General features: G+C 64.6%; 18 protein-coding genes and 1 tRNA gene. 13 read left to right on the top strand and 6 right to left on the bottom strand.

The features are described from left to right. A complete protein-coding gene (gene argS, locus ABFX19_RS08600) occupies positions 1-1,641 on the bottom strand; it encodes an arginine--tRNA ligase (RefSeq protein ID WP_346028111.1) in 1,641 nt (546 codons plus the stop codon). A 174-nt stretch (positions 1,642-1,815) separates the two neighbouring features. On the opposite strand from argS, the gene ABFX19_RS08595 reads away from it, so the two are divergent. The 9 genes from ABFX19_RS08595 to ABFX19_RS08555 all read left to right on the top strand — a co-directional run bounded on the left by ABFX19_RS08595 (position 1,816) and on the right by ABFX19_RS08555 (position 9,049). Continuing rightward, a complete protein-coding gene (locus ABFX19_RS08595) occupies positions 1,816-2,280 on the top strand; it encodes an FMN-binding protein (RefSeq protein WP_346028110.1) in 465 nt (154 codons plus the stop codon). Beyond that, positions 2,277-3,146, top strand: a complete 870-nt coding sequence (locus ABFX19_RS08590; RefSeq protein ID WP_277357862.1) for an FAD:protein FMN transferase — start codon at positions 2,277-2,279, stop codon at positions 3,144-3,146. Before ABFX19_RS08595 ends, ABFX19_RS08590 begins: the two co-directional genes overlap by 4 nt. After that, the gene (locus ABFX19_RS08585) at positions 3,147-4,658 is read left to right on the top strand and encodes a ferredoxin--NADP reductase (RefSeq protein ID WP_346028109.1); all 1,512 of its coding nucleotides are present in this window, start codon (positions 3,147-3,149) and stop codon (positions 4,656-4,658) included. Between the two features lie 99 nt (positions 4,659-4,757). Next, positions 4,758-4,830 (top strand) — tRNA-Arg (locus ABFX19_RS08580). A gap of 78 nt (positions 4,831-4,908) precedes the next feature. After that, a complete protein-coding gene (locus ABFX19_RS08575) occupies positions 4,909-5,682 on the top strand; it encodes a DUF4129 domain-containing protein (protein WP_346028108.1) in 774 nt (257 codons plus the stop codon). Beyond that, positions 5,679-6,182, top strand: a complete 504-nt coding sequence (locus ABFX19_RS08570) for a hypothetical protein (protein WP_346028107.1) — start codon at positions 5,679-5,681, stop codon at positions 6,180-6,182. The genes ABFX19_RS08575 and ABFX19_RS08570 overlap by 4 nt, the downstream gene beginning before the upstream one ends. Further along, complete coding sequence (locus ABFX19_RS08565; protein WP_346028106.1) at positions 6,179-7,156, top strand: AAA family ATPase; 978 nt, start codon at positions 6,179-6,181, stop codon at positions 7,154-7,156. The genes ABFX19_RS08570 and ABFX19_RS08565 overlap by 4 nt, the downstream gene beginning before the upstream one ends. After that, entirely contained in the window at positions 7,146-8,522 is a 1,377-nt protein-coding gene (locus ABFX19_RS08560; protein WP_346028105.1) for a DUF58 domain-containing protein, read from the top strand. Before ABFX19_RS08565 ends, ABFX19_RS08560 begins: the two co-directional genes overlap by 11 nt. Before the next feature lie 8 nt (positions 8,523-8,530). Then, positions 8,531-9,049 (top strand): hypothetical protein, encoded by a 519-nt coding sequence (locus tag ABFX19_RS08555; protein WP_277357868.1) that lies wholly within the window; start codon positions 8,531-8,533, stop codon positions 9,047-9,049. Here the strand turns inward: ABFX19_RS08555 and ABFX19_RS08550 are convergent. Then, positions 9,027-9,608: a DinB family protein gene (locus ABFX19_RS08550; protein ID WP_277357869.1), complete on the bottom strand. Its 582-nt coding sequence runs from the start codon at positions 9,606-9,608 to the stop codon at positions 9,027-9,029. The two genes, ABFX19_RS08555 and ABFX19_RS08550, sit on opposite strands and share 23 nt — an antisense overlap. An 87-nt stretch (positions 9,609-9,695) precedes the next feature. On the opposite strand from ABFX19_RS08550, the gene ABFX19_RS08545 reads away from it, so the two are divergent. The 3 genes from ABFX19_RS08545 to hrpA are packed head-to-tail and all read left to right on the top strand — an operon-like array spanning position 9,696 to position 15,387. Next, positions 9,696-10,703: a helix-turn-helix transcriptional regulator gene (locus ABFX19_RS08545; RefSeq protein ID WP_346028104.1), complete on the top strand. Its 1,008-nt coding sequence runs from the start codon at positions 9,696-9,698 to the stop codon at positions 10,701-10,703. Between the two features lie 33 nt (positions 10,704-10,736). Continuing rightward, entirely contained in the window at positions 10,737-11,423 is a 687-nt protein-coding gene (locus ABFX19_RS08540) for a DNA alkylation repair protein (protein WP_346028103.1), read from the top strand. 37 nt (positions 11,424-11,460) lie between these two features. Beyond that, positions 11,461-15,387, top strand: a complete 3,927-nt coding sequence (hrpA, locus tag ABFX19_RS08535; RefSeq protein WP_346028102.1) for an ATP-dependent RNA helicase HrpA — start codon at positions 11,461-11,463, stop codon at positions 15,385-15,387. 81 nt (positions 15,388-15,468) lie between these two features. Here the strand turns inward: hrpA and ABFX19_RS08530 are convergent, their stop codons facing one another. The 3 genes from ABFX19_RS08530 to ABFX19_RS08520 are packed head-to-tail and all read right to left on the bottom strand — an operon-like array spanning position 15,469 to position 17,840. Continuing rightward, positions 15,469-15,894 (bottom strand): HIT family protein, encoded by a 426-nt coding sequence (locus tag ABFX19_RS08530; RefSeq protein WP_277357873.1) that lies wholly within the window; start codon positions 15,892-15,894, stop codon positions 15,469-15,471. Continuing rightward, entirely contained in the window at positions 15,891-16,952 is a 1,062-nt protein-coding gene (locus ABFX19_RS08525) for an NAD(P)-dependent alcohol dehydrogenase (protein ID WP_346028101.1), read from the bottom strand. The genes ABFX19_RS08530 and ABFX19_RS08525 overlap by 4 nt, the downstream gene beginning before the upstream one ends. A 54-nt stretch (positions 16,953-17,006) precedes the next feature. Next, positions 17,007-17,840 (bottom strand): sulfurtransferase, encoded by an 834-nt coding sequence (locus ABFX19_RS08520; RefSeq protein WP_346028100.1) that lies wholly within the window; start codon positions 17,838-17,840, stop codon positions 17,007-17,009. 159 nt (positions 17,841-17,999) lie between these two features. Between ABFX19_RS08520 and ABFX19_RS08515 the strand changes: the two genes are divergently transcribed. Beyond that, positions 18,000-19,682, top strand: coding sequence for an alkaline phosphatase D family protein (locus ABFX19_RS08515; protein ID WP_346028099.1), 1,683 nt, complete (start codon positions 18,000-18,002; stop codon positions 19,680-19,682). A gap of 10 nt (positions 19,683-19,692) precedes the next feature. Here the strand turns inward: ABFX19_RS08515 and ABFX19_RS08510 are convergent, their stop codons facing one another. Then, on the bottom strand, positions 19,693-20,355 hold the full coding sequence (locus ABFX19_RS08510) for an MBL fold metallo-hydrolase (protein ID WP_277357877.1): 663 nt from the start codon (positions 20,353-20,355) through the stop codon (positions 19,693-19,695). Between the last annotated feature and the right edge of the window lie 81 nt (positions 20,356-20,436).

The following is a 20,436-nucleotide window of genomic DNA, read 5'->3' as shown; positions in this document are numbered from 1 at the left end:
CTACATCCGTTCCGGCGCTGAGACGCCCAGCAGATCGAGGCCGTTGGCGAGCACCTGCGTCACGGCGTCATTCAGCCAGAGCCGGGTGCGATTGGTGTCAGTGACCGGCTCATCGCCCAAGGGCGTCACGCGGCAGGCGTCATACCAGCGGTGATACGCACCGGCAATGACCTCGAGATGCCGTGCAACCCGATGCGGCTCACGGAACTTCGCGGCCTGCGCGACAACGGCTGGGTAGGAACCGAGGTGGGCAAGCAGCTCGCTGTCCGCCGGCTGGTCGAGAGCACCGGCGTCGAACGCCGAGCGGTCAACTCCGGCGGCGGCAGCGTTGCGTGCCACGGCGCAGGTTCGGGCGTGGGCGTACTGCACGTAGAACACCGGATTTTCGTTGGTGTTCTTCTTCAGCAGCTCCGGATCAAGGGACATCGCCGAATCAGCGGGAGACCTGCCGAGCGAGTACCGCAGCGCGTCCGCTCCCAGCCAGTCGAGGAGATCGCGGAGTTCGATGATGTTTCCGGCGCGCTTGGACAACCGGGCACCATTCACCGAAACCATCTGTCCGATGAGCACCTCGATATTGGCGTCCATGTTGTCTCCGGCGCAGGCGGCGATGGCCTTCAGGCGGCCGATGTAACCGTGGTGATCGGCACCGAGCAGATAGATCTTCTCGGTGAAACCGCGGTCCTTCTTTGAGAGGTAGTACGCGGCATCCGAGGCGAAGTATGTCGGCTCGCCGTTGGCGCGGATGAGGACGCGGTCCTTGTCATCGCCAAAATCGGTGGTGCGCAGCCAGACCGCACCGCCGTCGTCGAACACGTGGCCCTGCTCGCGCAGCCGGTCCACCGCCTGTTCAACAGCTCCGCCGGAGTGCAGGCCTGTCTCGGAGAAGTAGACATCGAAGTGGACACGGAAAGCCGCCAGGGTCTCCTTGATGTCATCCATCTGCGCGCGGTAGGCAATGTCCCGGATCACAGGCAACGCTTCGTCGTCGGGCAGGTCCGCGACCTCGGGGCGCTCAGCGAGCACCGTGCGTCCGAGATCGGCAATGTACTCACCCGGGTAGCCACCCTCCGGCGTCGGCCGGCCCTTGACGGAAGCCAGCACGGACGCGGCGAAGTTGTTCATCTGGGTACCGGCATCGTTGATGTAGTACTCCTTGGTGACGTCCGCACCGCTCGCGATCAGCACGCGCGCAAGGGAGTCACCGAGGGCAGCCCAGCGGGTGTGCGCCAGATGCAGCGGGCCGGTGGGGTTCGCAGAGACGAATTCCATATTGATTGTGTGGCCTGCGAGCGCGGCGTTGGTCCCGTACACCGGGCCCGCCTCAACGATGTTCCGCGCCAATTCCCCGGCGGCGGCTGCGTCCACACGGATGTTGAGGAATCCCGGACCCGCGATTTCCACGGAGGCAACGCCGTCGAGCGCGTCCAGGCGGCCCTTGAGCAGTTCCGCGAACGCACGCGGATTCATTCCGGCCTTCTTCGACAGCTGAAGCGCGATATTGGTGGCCCAGTCCCCATGCTCGCGGCTCTTGGGCCGCTCAACCCGCACCTCTGAGGGCAGCTCCACATCGATCTCGCCGGCAGCGACGGCGTCTTTCAGGCATGAGGAGATTGCGGAGGAGAGTTCTTCGGGAGTCACTCATCCAGCATAACGGCGCGGGTCTAATCCCCCGGATTCTGTGACGGACGCCTTACTCGGGGTTCATCCATACCGTGGCCCATCCGGAGTACCGCACTGAACCGAATCAAGTTCGCTAGCGTTGTACTTCGAGCGCAGACCGGCCCCAGCTGCGTCTGAAACCAAGGAGATTCTGTGACCCCCGCCGTAAACAAGCCATACCAGCGCTGGGCCCTGACGGGGCTCGCCGCCGTTTCCCTCCTGGGGTCGGCTGCCTGTGCTGCCAGCCCGACGCCGGCACCGGGCGCAGGTGGGGATGCCGCCAACGCGGCAGAACCGGACACCGCGGGGTCCGCAACCGGCGACTACGCCGACGGCACGTACTCGGCCACCGGCTCCTACCAGACCCCGGGTGGTGAGGAGGAGATCGGAGTAACGATCACGCTTGCATCGGGCAGTGTCAGCGACGTACAGACAGAGCCGATGCCGAGCAATCCCACCACGGAGCTCTACCAGGGCAAATTCAGCAGCGGCATCGCGGAACAAGTCGTCGGAATGCCGCTCAGTGAACTGAACGTTGACAAAGTGTCCGGATCATCCCTGACCAGCGGCGGATTCAGCGACGCCATCGAGCAGATCAAGGGCGAAGCCGCGCAGTGAGCCCCGCGGGCCAGTGGCAGCGGTTCAGCTTCGACGCCATCGGCACCGCCTGGCACATCGACACCCCTGCGGAGTTGTCGGCGAACGCGCTCGCCGTCGTCGTCCTTGCCGTTGAACAGTACGACGCCGTCTACTCCCGTTTTCGACCCGACTCACTCGTTGCGGCGCTCGCCGGGGGCGGCAGCATCACCCTTCCGCCGTCCGGTGAGGCGCTGGGCGATCTCTACCGGATGCTCTACCGGCTCACGACTGGCGCCATGTCTCCCCTGGTGGGAGGGTCCCTTGAACAACTGGGGTACGACGCCGGCTACTCCTTTGTGCCGCACGGCGGACCTGTGCCGGCGGCTGTCTGGGACGAGCAGTTCGAGTGGAGCGGGAGCACAATCCGGTCCGAGCGCCCGGTGACCCTGGATGTCGGCGCGGCCGGTAAAGGACAACTCGTTGACCTCGTGTCCACAGCACTGCACGACGCCGGCTACCCGGAGCACACCATTGACGCCGGCGGGGACATGCTGCACCGGGGGCCCACGCCGCTGCGGGTCGCCCTGGAGCACCCGTACACCGCTGATTCGGCGATCGGCGTGGTGGACCTCCAGGACCGCGCGCTGTGCGCATCCGCGTCCAACCGCCGCCGCTGGGCGGACGGCCTGCACCATGTCCTTGATGCCACAACCGGGCAATGCGTGGATACAGTGGTGGCTACCTGGGTACTGGCTGACGACGCGATGGTTGCGGACGCTCTCGCCACTGCCCTTTTCCTTGTTCCACCCGAGGTACTGCTGGCCGAGTTCGACTTCGACTACGTCCGGATCAGCTCCGAGGGACGCGCGCAGTATTCCCTATCCCTGGCAGGAGCGTTGTTCTAGATGGCCGGACGGCTGAAGTGGCTTAGCAGGTTCGACACGTTCCTCGGCCGCGCCACCATGTATCGGCTCGTACTGATCCTGCTGCTGATCCTGGCGGCGTACGCGTTTATCCTCTCTGCCCTCGGGCTTCTTGCCTTCACACCGGCGGAACTCGGCGTGACCTTTGCCACCGCTGTTATCACCTCGTGGGGCGGCACGCGCGTCATGGCGATGATGCTTCGTGCGCGCCCGCACACGGAATCCTCAGTCATCACCGGCCTGCTGCTCTTTTTCGTGATGTTCCCCTCTGACGACGCCAGCGGTGTGGCCGGAATTGCGCTGGCGGGGCTCCTCGCGTCCGCGTCGAAATACCTCATCGTCGTCCGCGGGCGGCACATCTTCAATCCGGCCGCGTTCGGAGCAGTGGCGGTAACGCTGCTGGGCCTTGGCGCCGCAGCCTGGTGGGCAGCCAATCCCGCCATGCTGCCGCTCGTGCTCCTCGCCACGCTCCTGATCCTCTACCGGACGCGGAAACTTCCGATGGGAGCCGTCTTCATCGTCCTCGCCGTCGGCATCCTGGTGGTGCGCCTCGCCGCCGGCGGCACTGATCCTGCCGCTGCCCTGCAGTTGGTCTTTGTGTCGTACCCCGTGCTTTTCCTGCTCGGTTTCATGCTGACCGAACCGCTGACCCTCCCGCCCCGGCGCTGGCAGCAGTTGCTCGTTGCGGGCGTCGTCGCAGTAGTACTGGCGCTGCAGATCAGTATCCCGCCGGTGTTCCTCGGGCCGGAGTACGCCCTGCTGATCGGAAACGCCGTCGCTTTCGGCATGGGCCAGCGGCGGCGCATCCGCCTGCGTTTCGAGGGATCGCGGCAGTTGACCCCGACCAGCGCGGAGGTCTCCTTCATTCCGGACAAACCCGTCCGGTTCGAACCCGGCCAGTACATGGAACTCACCCTTCCGCATGCGCGGGCGGACCGGCGCGGCTTCCGCCGCATCTTCAGTATCAGTTCAGCGTCCGACGACGGAACGGTCCGTTTTGGCCTGCGCCTCTCGGACCCGCCCAGTTCCTTCAAGGCAGCACTGCTGAATCTCAGGCCCGGCGCTCACGTCGATGCAACGAGTGTTGCGGGTGACTTCCTCCTTCCTGCCGATCCGTCAGTGCCGCTGATGCTGTTCGCAGGAGGTATCGGCGTCACGCCGTTCCTCAGCCAACTGCGCTCGCCTGCAGGAGCAGAACGCGACATCATCCTCATCTATGTTGTGAGCGCGCCGGACGAGCTCGGCTATGTCGACGAGCTGGCCAACTTCCGGGTGGTGCTGTTTTGTCCCGGAGAGCCGGGACCACTGCCCGCTGCCTGGACGCGCGGCGGCGGAAGCTTCCCCAGCGCCGATGAACTGCGCTCCCTTGTTCCGGACCTTGACCGGCGGCGCGTCTATCTGTCGGGTTCCCCGAGTACTCTCGCGCGGGCCAAACCCGTCATCCGCGACGCCGGCGGCAGGTCCATCCGAACCGACGCTTTCCTCGGTTACTAGCGCTTTTCCGGCACTGCCGGCAGGGGTTTCGTTCCGCCAACTTTTCCCTGCTAAGCTTCATAAGTCCCTTTCGACCAGCGGTTAACACCGGTTGGCCGTGCCCTCGTAGCTCAGGGGATAGAGCGTCTGCCTCCGGAGCAGAAGGTCGTAGGTTCGAATCCTATCGAGGGCACTTTTCGTAGCTGCCGGGCTCCCGGCCAGAGCGCACCACCTAGACTGATCCCACGGACGAGTTACGCGGGAGGCCTTGATGCAGGTGCGCAGATTCGCCGCAGTGCGCGCCGAACCCCTCCTGCTTTTCGGCATCCTGACCTTGCTCCTTGTTATGGTCGCGGCCGGTTTCGTTGGCTCGCTGAGCGCTGTGGCTCCTGATCTGGAGCTGAACAATGGCGCCCTTCTTCCCACCGCTGAGCCCACCCCCTCCAGCACGGAGTCTGCACAGGACGAGTCGCGGGAGCTTCCTGATGCAACGGGTTCCTCGCTGCCTGTTGTGATCTTCACGATCGTTCTGCTCGTCTGCACCTTCTACCTCGTTTCCTTCCTGGTATCCCTTCGCCGCGAGAGGTTGCCGTACGCGGACCAGGTTGACTACGTGCATGATTCCAGCGCTGCCGGGAGTCGGGAGGCTGACCGGGGCGTCGTCGTCGACGGTCTCGCGCGCGCCGAAGCAGAACTGTATGGGCCAGCCGATTCGAGGAACGCGGCCGTTGCCTGCTGGCTCGCGCTTGAGCGCGCAACTTCGGCTGCCGGCCTGCCGCGAATACGCCAGGAAACGACGTCGGAATATGCCGGGCGGGTACTCACGGCTTTCAGCGCACCGGCGGCCCACGTCGCTGTTCTGCGTCGCCTCTACGACCGGGCCCGGTTCGGCGTCAACGCCGGCGCCCGGATGACTGAAGAAGACCTTGACAGCGCACGGACGAGCCTCGCTGCCATCAGTGCGGCCGTCAGTAATCATGATCCGGCAGCTCGCCGGAACGGCCGGCCAACGCTCCGCCCTTCGGTACGGAGGGATTACCCGTGACCGCGGGACAGTGGAGGGTAGCCGCCCTGCTTGTGGTGCTCGCCCTCGCGTCCTCGATCTTCCTCACCCTCGATCCTGCGCACGCCGCGGTCCTGGTGACAGCGGCATTCACGGCCGGTGCGGTGAACGGCATCCTTGACAACCTTGACGCCGATCGCCTGCCTGCCTTGAGCACGCGGCCGCGGTCGAAAGGTTTGGCCGAGGTGCAGGCACTCGAATTTTCGCTGTCCGGCTCCCGATCCGGGCTGGGCGCGCGCGCGGTCAACCAGTTGGCCGACGTGGCAGCTCGAGTGCTTGAATCGCGGCGGATGGACCCTTCCACCATTGGAGGACCGCTTGGTACCCTCCTCGCTGCCCGGCGGGGAACGGACCCGTCAGCCGTGATTGACACAGGGGTGTTCGACGCCGCAATGGACCAGCTGGAGCAGCTGGTCCTGGCGGGTCCGGGCCAGCTGCCCGATTCCCGCCAGGTCCCCCAACCACCGAAGGATTATCTATGACGCGAGGCCTCCCGCCTGAAGAAGCCGCAGCTCGATGCGGGAACGTCCTGAGCGAGATCGGAACCGTGGTGGTCGGAATGGACACCACGCTCAAACTCACACTTGGAGCGGTTCTCGCAGGCGGGCACGTCTTGTTCGAGGACCTGCCCGGACTCGGCAAGACGCTCGCCGCAAAAACCATGGCGCAGGCTTTGGGACTGGAATTCCGACGACTGCAGTGCACGCCGGACCTGCTGCCCTCCGACGTCACGGGTTCCTCCATCTTCGACCCGGCCGAACGCCGGTTCGACTTCGTGCCCGGTCCCGTCTTCACCAATCTGCTGCTGGCGGACGAGATCAACCGCACCTCACCCAAGACGCAATCAGCACTCCTGGAAGCCATGGCCGAAGCCCAGGTGTCGGTCGAGGGCCGCACCCTTGTCCTCGATCAGCCATTCCACGTATTCGCTACTGCTAATCCGATTGAATTCGAGGGCACTTATCCCTTACCCGAGGCGCAGCTGGACCGGTTCCTCATCCGTGTCGACGTCGGCTATCCGCAGCCGTCGGCCGAGCAGGACATCATTCGCCGCCGCCTCGCCCGGGGCACGGAGGCCACCGCTGTACGCACCGTGCTGAAGCCCGGCGAACTCCTGGAGCTTCAACGGGCGGTCAACTGCGTTGACGTCGATCCCGATGTCGTTGACTATGCGGTACGGGTCACCGCCGCGACCCGCACGCACGATGCCGTCGATGTGGGAGCCTCCCCTCGCGGTTCACAGGCGCTGGTCCTGCTGGGGCGTGCGTTGGCGCTCATGGACGGCCGGGCGTTTGTCCTTCCCGAGGACATCAAGCTGGGAACCAAACCCGTACTTGCACACCGGTTGACCCTGACGCCCGGTTCATGGGCACGCGGCATACGGGCAGTGGACGTCGTTGCAGAAGTTGTGGACCGGGTGGCTACTCCAACCACCGCGTCGGCCCATGAGCGGTAAGGGCGGCTTCCGCCCCGGAGGTCAGTGGAGTCTCGCCTCGATCACCATGATGGTGTGCGTCGTCGTCGGGCTGTTCATGGGCCGGCCAGACGTCGTCGTGCTTGGTCTTCCCCTCGCTTTTGCCGCCGCCTCAGGGTGGAGCGCACTCCGGCCGCCGCCGGCCGGGCAGGCACGATCCTCCGCTGGTATGGAGGCAACGACGTTCGGGATCGAGCCGGACCCTGGAGAGTCCGACGAGGGACGCCGCACCTTCCGCGTGGCCTCCGGCGGTCCAAGCGGCATCGCGCTGATTCAGGCCGCTGCCGCGGGAGGTCCAGCTGTCTCCGCCCTTGTGCTTCTCGGCGGGCCATTCGCTGTTTCGGTTCCCGTTCCGCGGTCAGGCCGAGCGAGGGTGCTCACGGTCGGGGCGGCCGCGCTGACCCTTGACGGCGTCATGCGTCAGGAGGCCCGGGAGCTTGAGCCCGTGCGGCTGACCGTTCTGCCGCGGGTTCGCGAAGCCAGGCTGCTTCCGCTGCCTCACCGTCTGCAGGGCCGCACCGGCGAGCATACCTCTCGAAGCATCGGAGACGGCGGGGAGCTTCGGAGCATTGACGAGTTCCGTCCCGGGGACCAGCTGCGACGCATCGACTGGCGGGCAACGGCCCGCCAGTCAGCGAATGAAGACCGCCTCTTCGTCCGCCGCTCCTACGCCCGCTCCGAAGCGGGCGTCCACCTCGTTCTGGATACGGCACACGACTATCCCGCCCTGCTCCGCGCCTGGTTCCCGCTGCGCACTGAACCTGTGAACGCGCTCAGCTCGCTCCACCTCGCGCGGGAAGCAGCAACACTGCTCGCCGCGTCCTATCTTGCTGCGGGTGACCGGGTAGGGCTGAACGATCTCTCCGCCAGGCATTGGCCCGTGCGGGCCACGGGCGGGCACCGGCAGCTTGAACTGATCCGCACCCAGCTCGCCCTGATGACGGCGTCCGGACGGCCCGAGCAGTCCTCACGCGATCCCGGCGCGCCGGCAGGTTCCCTCATCTACGTGATGAGCACGTTTACTGACGAGGAACCGGCGAGACTCATGGGGTTGTGGCAGGCGGCAGGTCACCGGGTCATCGGTGTGGACATTCTTCCAGCGCTGGAAGGCAGCGCCGTTTCCCCTTCCGGCCGCCGGGCCTCGCGCCTCGTGCTGCTAAGACGCCGCGAAGTGATGAATGCTCTGGCGGTGTCCGGGATGGCGGTTCTTGGCTACCGCGGCGGAGGATCGATCGCCGCGGGCGGCGCGTTGGACTCGATTCCCGGACAACTTCCCCTCGAAACGGGGTTGGCGTCGCTGCGTCGGCCGACCGGGAGCTACCGGTCCGCGGTAGGCGGACCGGTATGAGTGGCAGGTTGAGTACACGCCCGCCGGAGGCCGACCGATCGCTGAATATCGGCCCCTCATTTTCGGCGGGTTGGCTGCGGATCTTCGCCTTCGCACTGTCTGCCGTGCTCGGTCTGTCGCTATGGCAGAACACTGCCCTGGTACTTCTGCCGCTGGCTTTCTTCGCGGCTTCGGTGCTGGTTCCATTCGTCCTGCTACCTCTTGGATCACTCCTGTTGATCGTCGGCAGCTATGCGGCGATCGTTCCGAGTGGATCCTGGGCGGTCTTCCCTTATGCCGCCGGACTCCATCTGCTTTTCGTGTGTTACGCCCTGCTGCTCGGCATCCCGCGACGGACAGACCTGAGCACAGCGGCGGCGCTGAAGTTCCTTGTTCGCGCCGGGAAGATTCAGATGCTTGTGCAGCCGGCGGCGGCCGTCGCCCTGCTCGTGCAGGACGCCGGAACTCAACCGGTGCTCGTCACTATCGCCTGCATTGTCCTGGCAGCGTGGACGTTCTGGCTGGTCAGGACGTTGCGGCGAATCTAGCATCCCTGCCAAGTCCATGCGCCCAAAGGTCCCGCAGCAGCGCGATCTCGGCAAGATGATGGATCATCTCACGGTTGATGTGCTGTATGAGCGCAGCCATGGGAGCCTCTGCAAACGGACCTTCGGCAGGTCCCACCGGCCGCTCCAGGGCATCGGGTGACAGTGCGGACACAGCACTGTGCCAGTGCGCGTACATGCCGTCCAATTGTTCGAGAGCCGCGACAGCTGTACCCGGGTACTCATACGTTTCGTAGCTGACCGGCACACCGCCGAAGTGCGACTCCAGCCGCCCTCCCAGCACGCCGACCAGGATGTGGCCAAGCCGCCAGGCAATGGTGGTGACTGGAGCCGGCGCCGGTTCAGGAACGGCAAAGTCGATCGTATAGTCTCCGCTGCCGACCTGCAGCGGTGCTGTGCCCGTGCCGCGCGGCCTCACGCTCCAGCTACCGGGTACGGGCTCCCAGAAGTACTCGTCATCACCCAGCCCTTCCAATCGTGGCCGCGCGTGATTCTTCCAGTGCCATTGAAGCTGGTCTGTCAGCTCCCTGCGAATGTCCATTGGTATTTCCTTCCGTGAGTGGGGACCATTCCAGTGTAGAAAGCATTGCGGACAGCAACTGTCCGCATGGATCGGTACCGTGGTGTCATGTTGGAAACCTCGGCGCGGCTGCTGCAGCTTCTTTCCCTGCTTCAACTCCGGCGCGAGTGGACTGGGCCTGCCCTCGCGGAGCGGATGTCCGTCACCGAGCGCACCGTCCGCAGGGACATCGGCAAGCTGCGCACTCTCGGTTACCCTATTCACGCTTCCCCGGGCATCGCCGGCGGATACCAGTTGGGCGCGGGTGCCCAACTGCCTCCGCTGCTCCTCGATGATGACGAAGCCCTCGCCGTTGCCATCGGCTTGAGTGCCGTCACAGCGAGTCCTGTCTCGGGCCTCGGTGAAGCGTCGGTGAGAGCCCTCACCAAGTTGGAACAGGTCCTTCCCGGCAGGCTACGGCCGAAGTTCGCCGGACTGCGCACCGCCGTCACCCGGATGGCTGCGGTCAGCACACCGGTCAATCCGGAAGTGCTCACTGCTTTCTCAGCCGCCATTACGGAGCGTCGGGTGGTGGTCTTCCGGTATGAACGCCATGACGGTGAATCTTCCCGCCGGGTCGTTGAGCCGGTTCGTCTGGTGGACACCGGCCGCCGGTGGTATCTCGTGGCGTGGGACACCGGCCGGCAGGACTGGCGGACGTTCCGCGTGGACCGGTGCCGGAGCGTGCCCTCGCCGCGGGCTAGATTTTCCGGACGTCCCCTTCCTGCCAGCGATCTTGCCGGCTACGTGCAAAAATCCATCACACGGTCGCCGTACAGCCATGACGTGGTGGTTCGGATTCACGCCTCTGTTGCAGATGTCAGCCAGTTGGTCCCGCCCAATATCGCTGAACTCGAGGACGACGCCGGACGCACCATTATGCGGTTCGGCGCAGATTCGCTCGAATGGCCTCTGATGCATGTCGCGGCTCTGGGCTTCGATTTTGACATCCTCGAACCTCTCGCACTCCAGGAACACGCCATCACCGTTGCCGCGCGGCTGATCCACGCGGCCGGACCCACCGCCCACGCCACGGCGCCCGGTGACGGTCATGGACCAGTTTCACGTTCGTCATAGGCTGGATCCGGCACACAAGGACAGGAGACCACCATGGTTGAAGCAGAGCACGCGGAGACGACGGTCGATGAGGTAATGGCCGAGCTTGCCGCGCTCGAGGACCCGAAGATGCGCGCGGTGAACCTCAGGCACGGCGATGACCACGGAGTGAACCTCAGCAAGCTGCGTGCGCTTGCCAAGCGCCTGAAGACGCAGGAGGTGCTGGCCTCTCAGCTCTGGGAGACAGACGACACCGCAGCGAGGCTCCTCGCGATTCTGATCTGCCGCCCCAAAACACTCCGACCGGATGAGCTGGATACGATGCTGCGCACGGCACGCGCACCCAAAGTCGAGGACTGGCTCATCAGCTACGTGGTGAAGGAGAATCCGCACGCGGAGGATCTGCGCCTCACCTGGTTTGCTGATCCGGATCCGGTGGTCGCCGGCGCAGGCTGGGCGCTGACCGCGGACCGGGTGGCGAAGAACCCCGATGGGCTTGACCTGCCGGGTCTTCTGGATGTCATCGAGACGGAGATGAAGAACGCACCGGACCGCCTGCAGTGGGCCATGAATACCTGCCTGGCCCAGATCGGGATTGCACACCCCGAACACCGCACCAGGGCGCTGGAGATCGGCGAGCGGCTGGAGGTGCTGAAGGACTACCCGACCTCCCCCGGCTGCACCTCGCCGTTCGCACCCGCATGGATCAACGAAATGGTGCGTCGACAGGAGGCCGGATAGGGCAGCCGGATGGCTCCGAGTAAACTTTGAAGCAATCATGTCGCTGACAATCACTTACCCTGCCCAGCTCCCGGTCTCGGAACGGCGGGCAGACATTATGGCTGCCATCGCGGCGAACCAGGTCACCATCATCGCCGGCGAAACGGGCTCGGGAAAAACCACGCAGATTCCCAAGATGTGCCTGGAACTCGGCCTTGGCCGGTCCGGAATGATCGGCCACACCCAGCCGCGCCGCCTTGCGGCCCGTACCGTTGCCGAACGCATCGCCGAGGAACTGGGCGTCAGGCTCGGGGAGGAAGTCGGCTACCAGGTCCGGTTCACCGGAGAGGTGGGTCGGAGCACGCGCATCAAGCTGATGACGGACGGTATCCTGCTCGCCGAGATCCAGCATGACAAGCTACTGAAGAAGTACAGCACCATCATCATCGACGAGGCCCATGAGCGCAGCCTCAATATCGACTTCATCCTGGGTTACCTCAAGCGCATTCTACCCAAGCGTCCCGACCTGAAGCTCATCATCACTTCGGCCACCATCGATCCGCAGCGCTTCGCAAACCACTTCGCGGCGGATGAGGCTGCGCCGGATAAACAGCCAGCGCCTATCATCGAGGTGTCCGGGCGGACCTACCCGGTGGAGATTCGTTACCGCCCGCTCAGCCAACCCGCCGGTGACACAGGGTCTGACGCTGAGCTCGGCGCACAGGACGAGCTTGAGGAAGACCGCGACCCACTGGACGCTGTGTGCGACGCCGTTGACGAGCTTGCCCGCGAAGCGCCCGGCGACATCCTGGTCTTCTTTTCCGGCGAGCGCGAGATCCGGGATGCAGCCGATGCACTCCGCGCACGTGTGCAGGTGAACCCGCGGCTACGTGGCACGGAGATCCTGCCCCTCTTTGCCCGCCTCTCCCTGCAGGAGCAGCACCAGGTCTTCAAGCCGGGCGGGACTGGACGGCGCATTGTCCTCGCTACCAATGTCGCCGAAACGTCACTGACCGTTCCCGGGATCAAGTACGTCATTGATACCGGAACCGCCCGCATTTCCCGGTATTCGCACCGTACTAAGGTGCAGCGGCTGCCTATTGAGCGGGTGTCGCAGGCCTCTGCGAACCAGCGGTCCGGCCGCTGTGGCCGCGTATCCGACGGCATAGCGATCCGCCTCTACTCCGAGGAGGACTTCGAATCCAGACGCCCCTTCACGGATCCGGAAATTCTCCGTACCAATCTCGCTGCGGTCATCCTTCAAATGACGGCCATGGGAGTGACCCGCGGACCGAAGGACGTCGCAGCCTTCCCCTTTGTGGAATCACCGGACTCAAAAGCAATCAACGACGGCGTCACGCTCCTTCGCGAGCTCGGCGCGCTTAGCGCGGACGGCAGCATTTCGCCGGTGGGTCGGCAACTGGCCCAACTGCCCGTTGATCCGCGGCTCGGGCGCATGATCGTTGAGGCCGGGCGCCGCGGCTGCACCAAAGAGGTCATGGTCCTGGCTGCGGCACTCACCATCCAGGACCCGAGGGAGCGTCCGCAGCCGGACCAGGCTGCGAAGCTCCAGAGTGCAACCGAAAAACACCGCCGGTTTGCGGATGAGAAGTCAGACTTCACGGGATACCTCAACCTGTGGCGGTACCTGCAGGAGCAGCAGAAGGAACTGTCCTCCACCCAGTTCAGAAAACTGTGCCGCAACGAATTCATCAATTACCTGCGCGTACGCGAGTGGCAGGATCTCTTCGCTCAGCTGCGGCAGCTCGCGAAGCCGCTGGGGATCACACTGGCTCCCAGCGCAGTGGATCCGGTGGGCCGCCATGATGCGATCCACATCAGCATGCTGTCCGGCCTGCTCAGCCACATTGGCCTCTATGATCAGCGCAAGCGCGAATACTCAGGCGCGCGCGGCACCCGCTTTGCCATTTTCCCGGGCAGCGCGCTGTTCAAGAAGAGCCCTGATTGGGTGATGGCCGCGGAGCTGGTGGAAACTTCCCGGCTATGGGCCCGTGTGGTGGCAGCGTTTGATCCTCTCTGGGCCGAGGAGGTGGCGCCGGATCTGGTGAAGCGCAGCTATAGCGAGCCCCATTGGTCCCGCAAAATGGGCTCAGTCATGGCCTATGAGAAGGTCACCCTCTACGGCGTACCGATTGTGCCCCAGCGGCGCATCAACTATGGCCGCATCGACAGGGAGCTGGCCCGTGAGCTCTTCATTCGCCATGCCCTGGTGGAGGGCGACTGGCGCACCCATCACAAGTTCTTCCACCGCAACAAGGCGCGCATCGCCGAGATCGAAGAGATGGAAAACCGGATGCGCCGCCGCGACCTCATGGTGGACGACGAAACACTGTTTGCCTTCTACGATGCCCGCGTGGGGCAGGATGTGGTGTCCGAGCGCCACTTCGACAAGTGGTGGAAGCAGACACGCCAGGACCATCCGGATCTGCTGGACTTCAAGCCCGAGGAACTGCTCAGCCGCGATGCCGACCTTGACGAGACGGCATTTCCGAAGACATGGCACCAGCAGGGCTTTGACCTGCCGCTCCGTTACGAGTTCTCCCCCAACATCCCGGGTGCCTCGGACGGCGTCACGGTGCAGGTGCCCATCCTGTTCCTGAACCAACTGGAGCCTGCCCCTTTCCAGTGGCAGATTCCCGGGTTGCGCGTCGAACTTGTTGCCGCGCTCATCAAATCGCTGCCCAAGCAGGTGCGCAAGAATTTCATTCCCGCACCCGACGTCGCACGGAGCGCCGTCGATGCCCTGCACGCCGATTTCGATCCGGGCAGAGACGCACTTGAGCCATCGCTGGAACTGGCCCTGCGCAGGTTGAAGGGACACATCATTCCCCCGGGGTCCTGGAACCGTAATGCCCTGCCGCCGCACCTCTTGATGAGCTTCGAGGTGGTGGACGGGAACGGCCGCATTCTGGACGAAGACAAGGATCTGCAGGCGCTCCAGGAGCGGCTTGCCGCGCAGACCCGGCGGGCAATCGCCGAATCACTCGGGGCCACCCCTGGATCTGTTCAGCGGATTTCGAAGGCAGCAAGCCGAAAGCAGGAGGCAGCGCCGTCGTCGTCACCGTCAGCGTCGCCAGCGGCCACACCAGGCATCAAGGAGGTCAGCGGCGCAACCGCGTGGACTTTCGGAACTATCCCGCGGGACGTTTCCAGGCTTGTCGGCGGTCACCGGGTGACCGGGTATCCCGCGCTCGTAGCTGAGGATAACGCCGTCGGACTCAGGGTTTTCCCCGACGCCGCCGGGCAGGCAGCTGCCATGCGGGCGGGTGTTATCCGCCTGCTTGCGCTGCGGGTTCCTAGCCCAGCGCGCTACGTCCTTGAGCACCTGAGCAACGCCGAGAAGCTCACGTTCAGCCAGAATCCACACGGCAGTGTCGCGGCGCTGATTGAGGACTGCGCCATCGCGGCCATCGACAAGCTCACGCCCGAGGAGCTGCCGTGGACCGTCAGCGAGTTCGATGCGCTGTACGAGAACGTCCGCGCCGAACTCATCGATACCGTGTTCATCGTTACGGCAACGGTTGAGAAGATCCTCGCAAGTGCACGCAGGATCGAAAAACGACTGAAAGGCACCACGAGTCTGGCGCTCATCACCGCACTCAACGATGTGAAGAGCCAGCTTGAACAGCTCGTCTTCCCCGGCTTTGTCGCAACGACCGGATACGCGCAATTGACCCATCTGCCGCGGTATCTTGCCGGCATCGAAAGGCGGCTCGAGAAACTGGAGACCAATGTCCAGCGCGACGGCGTGAATACCGCAGCAGTGCAGCGCCTGGAAGACGAGTACGACGACGCCGTGGCCGCAGTGGCTCCAAACGGACGGCCCGTGCCGCCGGCGTTACGACGGGTTCGCTGGATGCTCGAGGAACTCCGGATCAGCCTGTTCGCCCAGGAGTTGGGAACCGCCTACTCGGTCTCCGAAAAGCGTATCCGGACAGCTTTGGGCGAAGCACTCGCCGCCTGAGAACCGGGAAATTTTGCGCAGCTCCGGCGGGTTCGGCACCCCTCGAACCCGCGGAAGCTGCACAAACTTCCGGTTGAGGGTTCAGTCAGGGACGTTGTCGCCGAACCCTGCGCTTCGCAGGCCCGCGCGGAGCCGTTCCGCATTTTCGTCGAGCTTCGCCGGATCGGGATTATGGTCCACGTTGTGTACGTCAAAGTCAGCCGGGCTCTGCGTCGGCCAGATGTGCACATGCACGTGCGGAATTTCGTAGCCCTCCATGAGCACTCCGATGCGCCGGGAGTGAAAGGCTGACTCCTGAACTTTGGCAATTTTCTGCGCCACATCCATGACCTTGCCGAGCAGGTCCGGGTCCAGGTCCACCCAGTGCGCAACCTCGTGGCGTGGCACCACCATGAGGTGCCCGTCAGTGATGGGCTCTATGGTCAGGAACGCCACCACGTCCTCGTCCTTCCAGACGAACCTGCCCGGGATTTCCCCGGCGATGATCCTGGTGAACAGCGTGCTCATAAGTCCTCCTTCAGGGATCCGGCATCAAGCACGAAGCGGTACTTCACGTCGCCTGCAACCATGCGGTCATACGCGGAGTTGAGCTGGTCAGCAGAAACGAGTTCTATATCCGATGCCACCTGGTGCTCGGCACAAAAATCAAGCATCTCCTGGGTTTCTGCGATACCGCCGATGAGTGAGCCCGCGTACTTGCGTCTCTTCCGGACCAGCAGTCCCGGGTCAACGGCGGGCATCGGGTCCGCCGGCAGCCCGAGCTGGAATAGTGCACCGTCCAGGCGAAGCGCGCGGATCAGGGGGTTCAGCTCATGAGGCGCCGCCACCGTATCGATGACGACGTCAAGCGTGTTGGATACGGCTGCCATGGCGTCCGCATCCCTGGACAACACCACGTGATCCGCTCCCAGTTCGCGTGCGGCGTCCATCTTGCCGGACGAGGTGGTGAAGACCGTCACCTCCGCCCCCATCGCCTTGGCGATCTTCACCGCCAGATGTCCGAGGCCACCGAGCCCGACGACGCCGACAGCGTCACCTTTCTCCACGCCGAAGTGGTTCAGCGGCGAGAAGGTGGTGATCCCGGCGCACAGCAGCGGCGCAGCGGCGGCTGGGTCCATGGACTCCGGTATCCGGAGAACGTAGCCCTCATTCACGACAATCGAGGTCGAGTAACCGCCCTGGGTGACTTCACCGTCACGCCTTCGGTCCGGAGTCCCGTAGGTAGCGGTCATTCCGTTGACGCAGTACTGCTCCAACCCTTCCGCACAGCTTCCGCATTCGCGGCATGAGTCCACCATGCAGCCGACTCCCACCCTGGCGCCGACCGCAAAGGACGTCACGGATGCCCCGACCCGGGTGACCCGGCCTACAATCTCGTGGCCGGGCACCAGGGGGTAGCGGGCAGTGCCCCATTCGCTGCGGGCTGCATGGACATCCGAGTGGCATAGTCCGCAGTATTCGATGGCGATTTCGACGTCGTCGTCCTCAGGTTCCCTGCGTTCGACGGTTGTGCGTCCCAGTCCGCTGGAGGCCGAGGTGGCAGCGTAGGCGTGTGCGATGCTCATAACGGCTACTCTCTCACGGGCGAACGCCTGCAACCGAGCCCGTCCGGTGCAGGATCAGGGACCGGTGGCCACCGGCAGATCCGCACGCTGGGACCACTGAGACCATGAGCCGGGGTAAAGCGCCGCTTGATAGCCGGCAACCTCAAGCGCGGCGATCTCGTGCGCAGCAGTGATACCGGAGCCGCAATAGACGCCAACCTCTGCTGTCTCGGTAATGCCGAGCGCAGCGAAACGCCGGCGCAGTTCCGGCGGCGGCAGGAATGTGTTTTCCGCCGTGAGGTTCTCGGACGTGGGAGCGCTGGAGGCACCGGGAATGTGCCCGGCCTTCGCATCGACCGGCTCGGTCTCGCCGCGAAAGCGTTCAGACGCCCGGGCATCAAGCAGCACGCCGTTCCCAGCCAGAGCGAGAACGCCGTCGGCCGTCGTCAGGACCGGCATGTGTCCGGAACTCAGGGTGACTTCGCCCAGGCAGTGCTGCTCCTCGCCCCGCTCCGTCTCATACCCGGCCGCCTGCCACGCATTCAGTCCGCCATCGAGTAGATAGACGCTGGTGAGGCCCGCATCGCGAAGCAGCCACCAGAGGCGCGCTGCCGAAAGGTTCCCCGTGTCGTCATAGGCAACAACCACATCGCCGTCGTTGATGCCCCACTGACGGGCCGCCTCCTCGAGCGCGGCCGGTTCGGGCAGCGGGTGCCGTCCCTCCGCTGCTGATGGACGGGAGCACAGCTGCGTTTCAAGGTCAACGTAGACGGCGCCGGGAATGTGAGCTGATCGGTACTGCTCGTGACCGTGGGGGTTGCCCAGCGTCCAGCGAACATCCAGCAGGACGGTCTGCTGACCGGAGGTCATCCGGTTCCGCAGCGCCTGCACGTCCATCAGAGTCTCCATGAAGATCTCCTTATGAATGTGTGACCGGTGGCACGCCGGTCACAGGTGTGAGCCAAGTTCACCACAGCTCCGCGGTCCCCTCCAAGCCGGCGGCGCACACCTGGTGACCAAGCGGGCAGGGCTCTGGTCCTGAAGGGCGTCACGGGGTACAAAAGGGTAATGACAGCTTCACTGGTGCTCGGTCCCATGCTCCGGTATGTCGATGAAACCTCGGCGACGCTATGGATGGAAACCAGTGCAGCCTGCACGGTCGAGTTGCGCGCGGATGGAAAGACGTGGACCGCTGCCACGTTCGGCGTCCATGGTCATCACTATGCGCTGGTCGAGGCGGAGCATCTTCCGCCGGGCACCACCGTGGAGTACACCGTAGACATAGCCGGCGAGCGCGCATGGCCGGAACCTGCCTCTGAATTCCCTGCACCGTCCATCCGTACGCTTCATCCTCAGGGGCGGCTGCGCCTCGCCTTCGGCTCATGCCGGACCAGCGTCCCGCATGACGCGCTCGGCAACGCCGGCCACGGCGTCGACGCGCTGCGCGCCTTCGCCCTGCATCAGGCCCTCCACAACGACGACGGTGCCCGCCCCGATCTGATCGCCTTCCTCGGCGATCAGGTCTATGCGGATTCAACGAGTAAGGAGATGCAGGACTTCATCCGTTCACGGCGCTCCCTTGATGATCCGCCGGGTGAGGAGCTGAAGGACTACGAAGAGTATACCCACCTGTACAAACTCGCCTGGTCCGACGACGCCAACCGCTGGCTGCTCTCCACCGTTCCCAGCGCGATGATGTTCGACGACCATGACATCCGCGACGACTGGAATGCCTCCCTCACGTGGCGGGAGAAAATGCACGGCACCTCCTGGTGGCAGGGCCGCATCGTTGCCGGACTAGCCTCCTACTGGGTATATCAGCACCTCGGGAACCTTTCTCCGGTTGGACGCGCCGACGACATTCTCTGGCAGAGAATCCGCGCCCATCAGGGCCCTGACGAACTCGATCTCACCGCGGACCTCGAAGCTTTTGCCGAACGGGCAGACGCCGAGCCGTCCAGCTACCGCTGGAGCTATTGCCGGGACATCGGGGACGTGCGGATCATCACTGTCGATTCACGTGCGGCACGCGTGCTCGATCCTGGGCAGCGCTCCCTTCTGGATGATGCCGAACTCGCCTGGCTGGACGAACACTTCCAGGGCGGAGTGCGGCACTTGATCGTTGCAACCTCGCTTCCGTTCCTCCTCCCGCGCGGGCTGCACCATATCGAGTCATGGGACGAAGCCCTGGCAGAGGGTGCCTGGGGGAAGCGGGGGTCGCGCATCGGCGAGGCGCTGCGGCAGGCACTGGACCTTGAGCACTGGGGCGCGTTCCAGCGCAGCTTCAAGGTGGTCGCGGACCTCGCGACCGAGGTGGCTGACGGCAAGCGCGGGTTGGCACCCGAGACCGTGACCTTCCTTTCCGGTGACGTGCACTTTTCCTACATAGCAGAGGTTGAACGGTCCTCGGGCAGCCGGATCATCCAGGCCGTGTGTTCCCCGATCCGCAACCCGCTCCCCCGCGCTCTGCGCTTTGCCACAGTGGTGATGTCCTACGGCGTCGCAGGCCCGGTGGGAGCACTGGCTGCCCGTTCCGTGAAGGTGCCGAAGCCGCCCTTCTCCTGGAAGAGCATCAGGGGTCCCTGGTTCGACAACAACCTGGCGGTTCTTGAAGATACCGACGACGGGTTGAGCCTGCGCTGGGCAACCGGCGCCACTGACGGCGATCCGCGCGCTCCGCAGCTGAAGGAAGTTGCAACCTACACCGTTTCACCGCGCAGCCCGGAATCGCGGAAGTCGCCGGATGGATGATGCCCGAGGCTCAGAGCTCGACGCTCCGGCCTGGATCCAGGTGCTCGAAGTCCGTCCCGTAGTGCTTCCCCAGCCGGGAGACGTGCCCCTCGACCATCGCCAGTCCGGTCCCGTTCAGCAGTGCGTCATGAATCTGGTGCGCCCTCTCTGCGCGGACTGAGGTGACGAAATCAATTACCTCAGCCGTCTTCGACCACGGGGCGTGAACCGGCACGAGGAGCGTCTGCACCTGCACGCCGTGAGGAACGATGAACGAATCGCCCGGGTGGTAGAGGGCACCGTTGATCAGGTAGCCGATGTTCCTCACCACCGGGATGTGCGGATGGATGAGGGCGTGTTGTCCGCCGAAGGTCTGCACCGTGAAGCCCGCGATGGTGTAGCTGCGCTCCGGTTCGACTGAGTGCACGCGCGCGGCCGCGCCGTCATCGTCCAGCGCCTCCCTCAACTGGGCAGCGACGCCCTGGGGTGCATACACCTCCAGTAGTGAGTCGGCGCGGATGGCAGCGCTGATTCGTTCCCGGTCGAAGTGGTCGGCATGTTCGTGGGTAATCAGGACCGCCGCCGCGCCGGACACTGCCTCCTCGACTTCGGAGAAGTTCCCGGGATCCAGGACAAGAGCTGTCCCGTCCTTCTCGACCCGGACGCACGCGTGGGTGTACTTGGTGAGCAACATGCGCCCACACTACCGCCGTCGCGACGCTCCGTCTCCGGTTCCGCGCAACCGATAGGGACAACGGCCGGTGCTACCCTTGAC

Origin of the sequence: Arthrobacter parietis (assembly GCF_039530425.1) — a bacterium.
GTDB classification, from domain to species: domain Bacteria; phylum Actinomycetota; class Actinomycetes; order Actinomycetales; family Micrococcaceae; genus Arthrobacter_D; species Arthrobacter_D parietis.
Note: the sequence above shows the minus strand (reverse complement) of the source record. Positions and strands in the feature narration are given on the sequence as shown.

Bases quoted from the DNA above. Each gene is read 5' to 3' on its own strand.
- ABFX19_RS08585 (WP_346028109.1), top strand. From the start codon at position 3,147: ATGGCCGGACGGCTGAAGTGGCTTAGCAGGTTCGACACGTTCCTCGGC.
- ABFX19_RS08525 (WP_346028101.1), bottom strand. From the start codon at position 16,952: ATGAGCATCGCACACGCCTACGCTGCCACCTCGGCCTCCAGCGGACTG.
- ABFX19_RS08540 (WP_346028103.1), top strand. From the start codon at position 10,737: ATGGTTGAAGCAGAGCACGCGGAGACGACGGTCGATGAGGTAATGGCC.
- ABFX19_RS08515 (WP_346028099.1), top strand. From the start codon at position 18,000: ATGACAGCTTCACTGGTGCTCGGTCCCATGCTCCGGTATGTCGATGAA.
- ABFX19_RS08520 (WP_346028100.1), bottom strand. From the start codon at position 17,840: ATGGAGACTCTGATGGACGTGCAGGCGCTGCGGAACCGGATGACCTCC.
- ABFX19_RS08550 (WP_277357869.1), bottom strand. From the start codon at position 9,608: ATGGACATTCGCAGGGAGCTGACAGACCAGCTTCAATGGCACTGGAAG.
- ABFX19_RS08575 (WP_346028108.1), top strand. From the start codon at position 4,909: ATGCAGGTGCGCAGATTCGCCGCAGTGCGCGCCGAACCCCTCCTGCTT.
- ABFX19_RS08545 (WP_346028104.1), top strand. From the start codon at position 9,696: ATGTTGGAAACCTCGGCGCGGCTGCTGCAGCTTCTTTCCCTGCTTCAA.
- ABFX19_RS08560 (WP_346028105.1), top strand. From the start codon at position 7,146: ATGAGCGGTAAGGGCGGCTTCCGCCCCGGAGGTCAGTGGAGTCTCGCC.
- ABFX19_RS08530 (WP_277357873.1), bottom strand. From the start codon at position 15,894: ATGAGCACGCTGTTCACCAGGATCATCGCCGGGGAAATCCCGGGCAGG.
- ABFX19_RS08510 (WP_277357877.1), bottom strand. From the start codon at position 20,355: ATGTTGCTCACCAAGTACACCCACGCGTGCGTCCGGGTCGAGAAGGAC.
- ABFX19_RS08565 (WP_346028106.1), top strand. From the start codon at position 6,179: ATGACGCGAGGCCTCCCGCCTGAAGAAGCCGCAGCTCGATGCGGGAAC.
- hrpA (WP_346028102.1), top strand. From the start codon at position 11,461: ATGTCGCTGACAATCACTTACCCTGCCCAGCTCCCGGTCTCGGAACGG.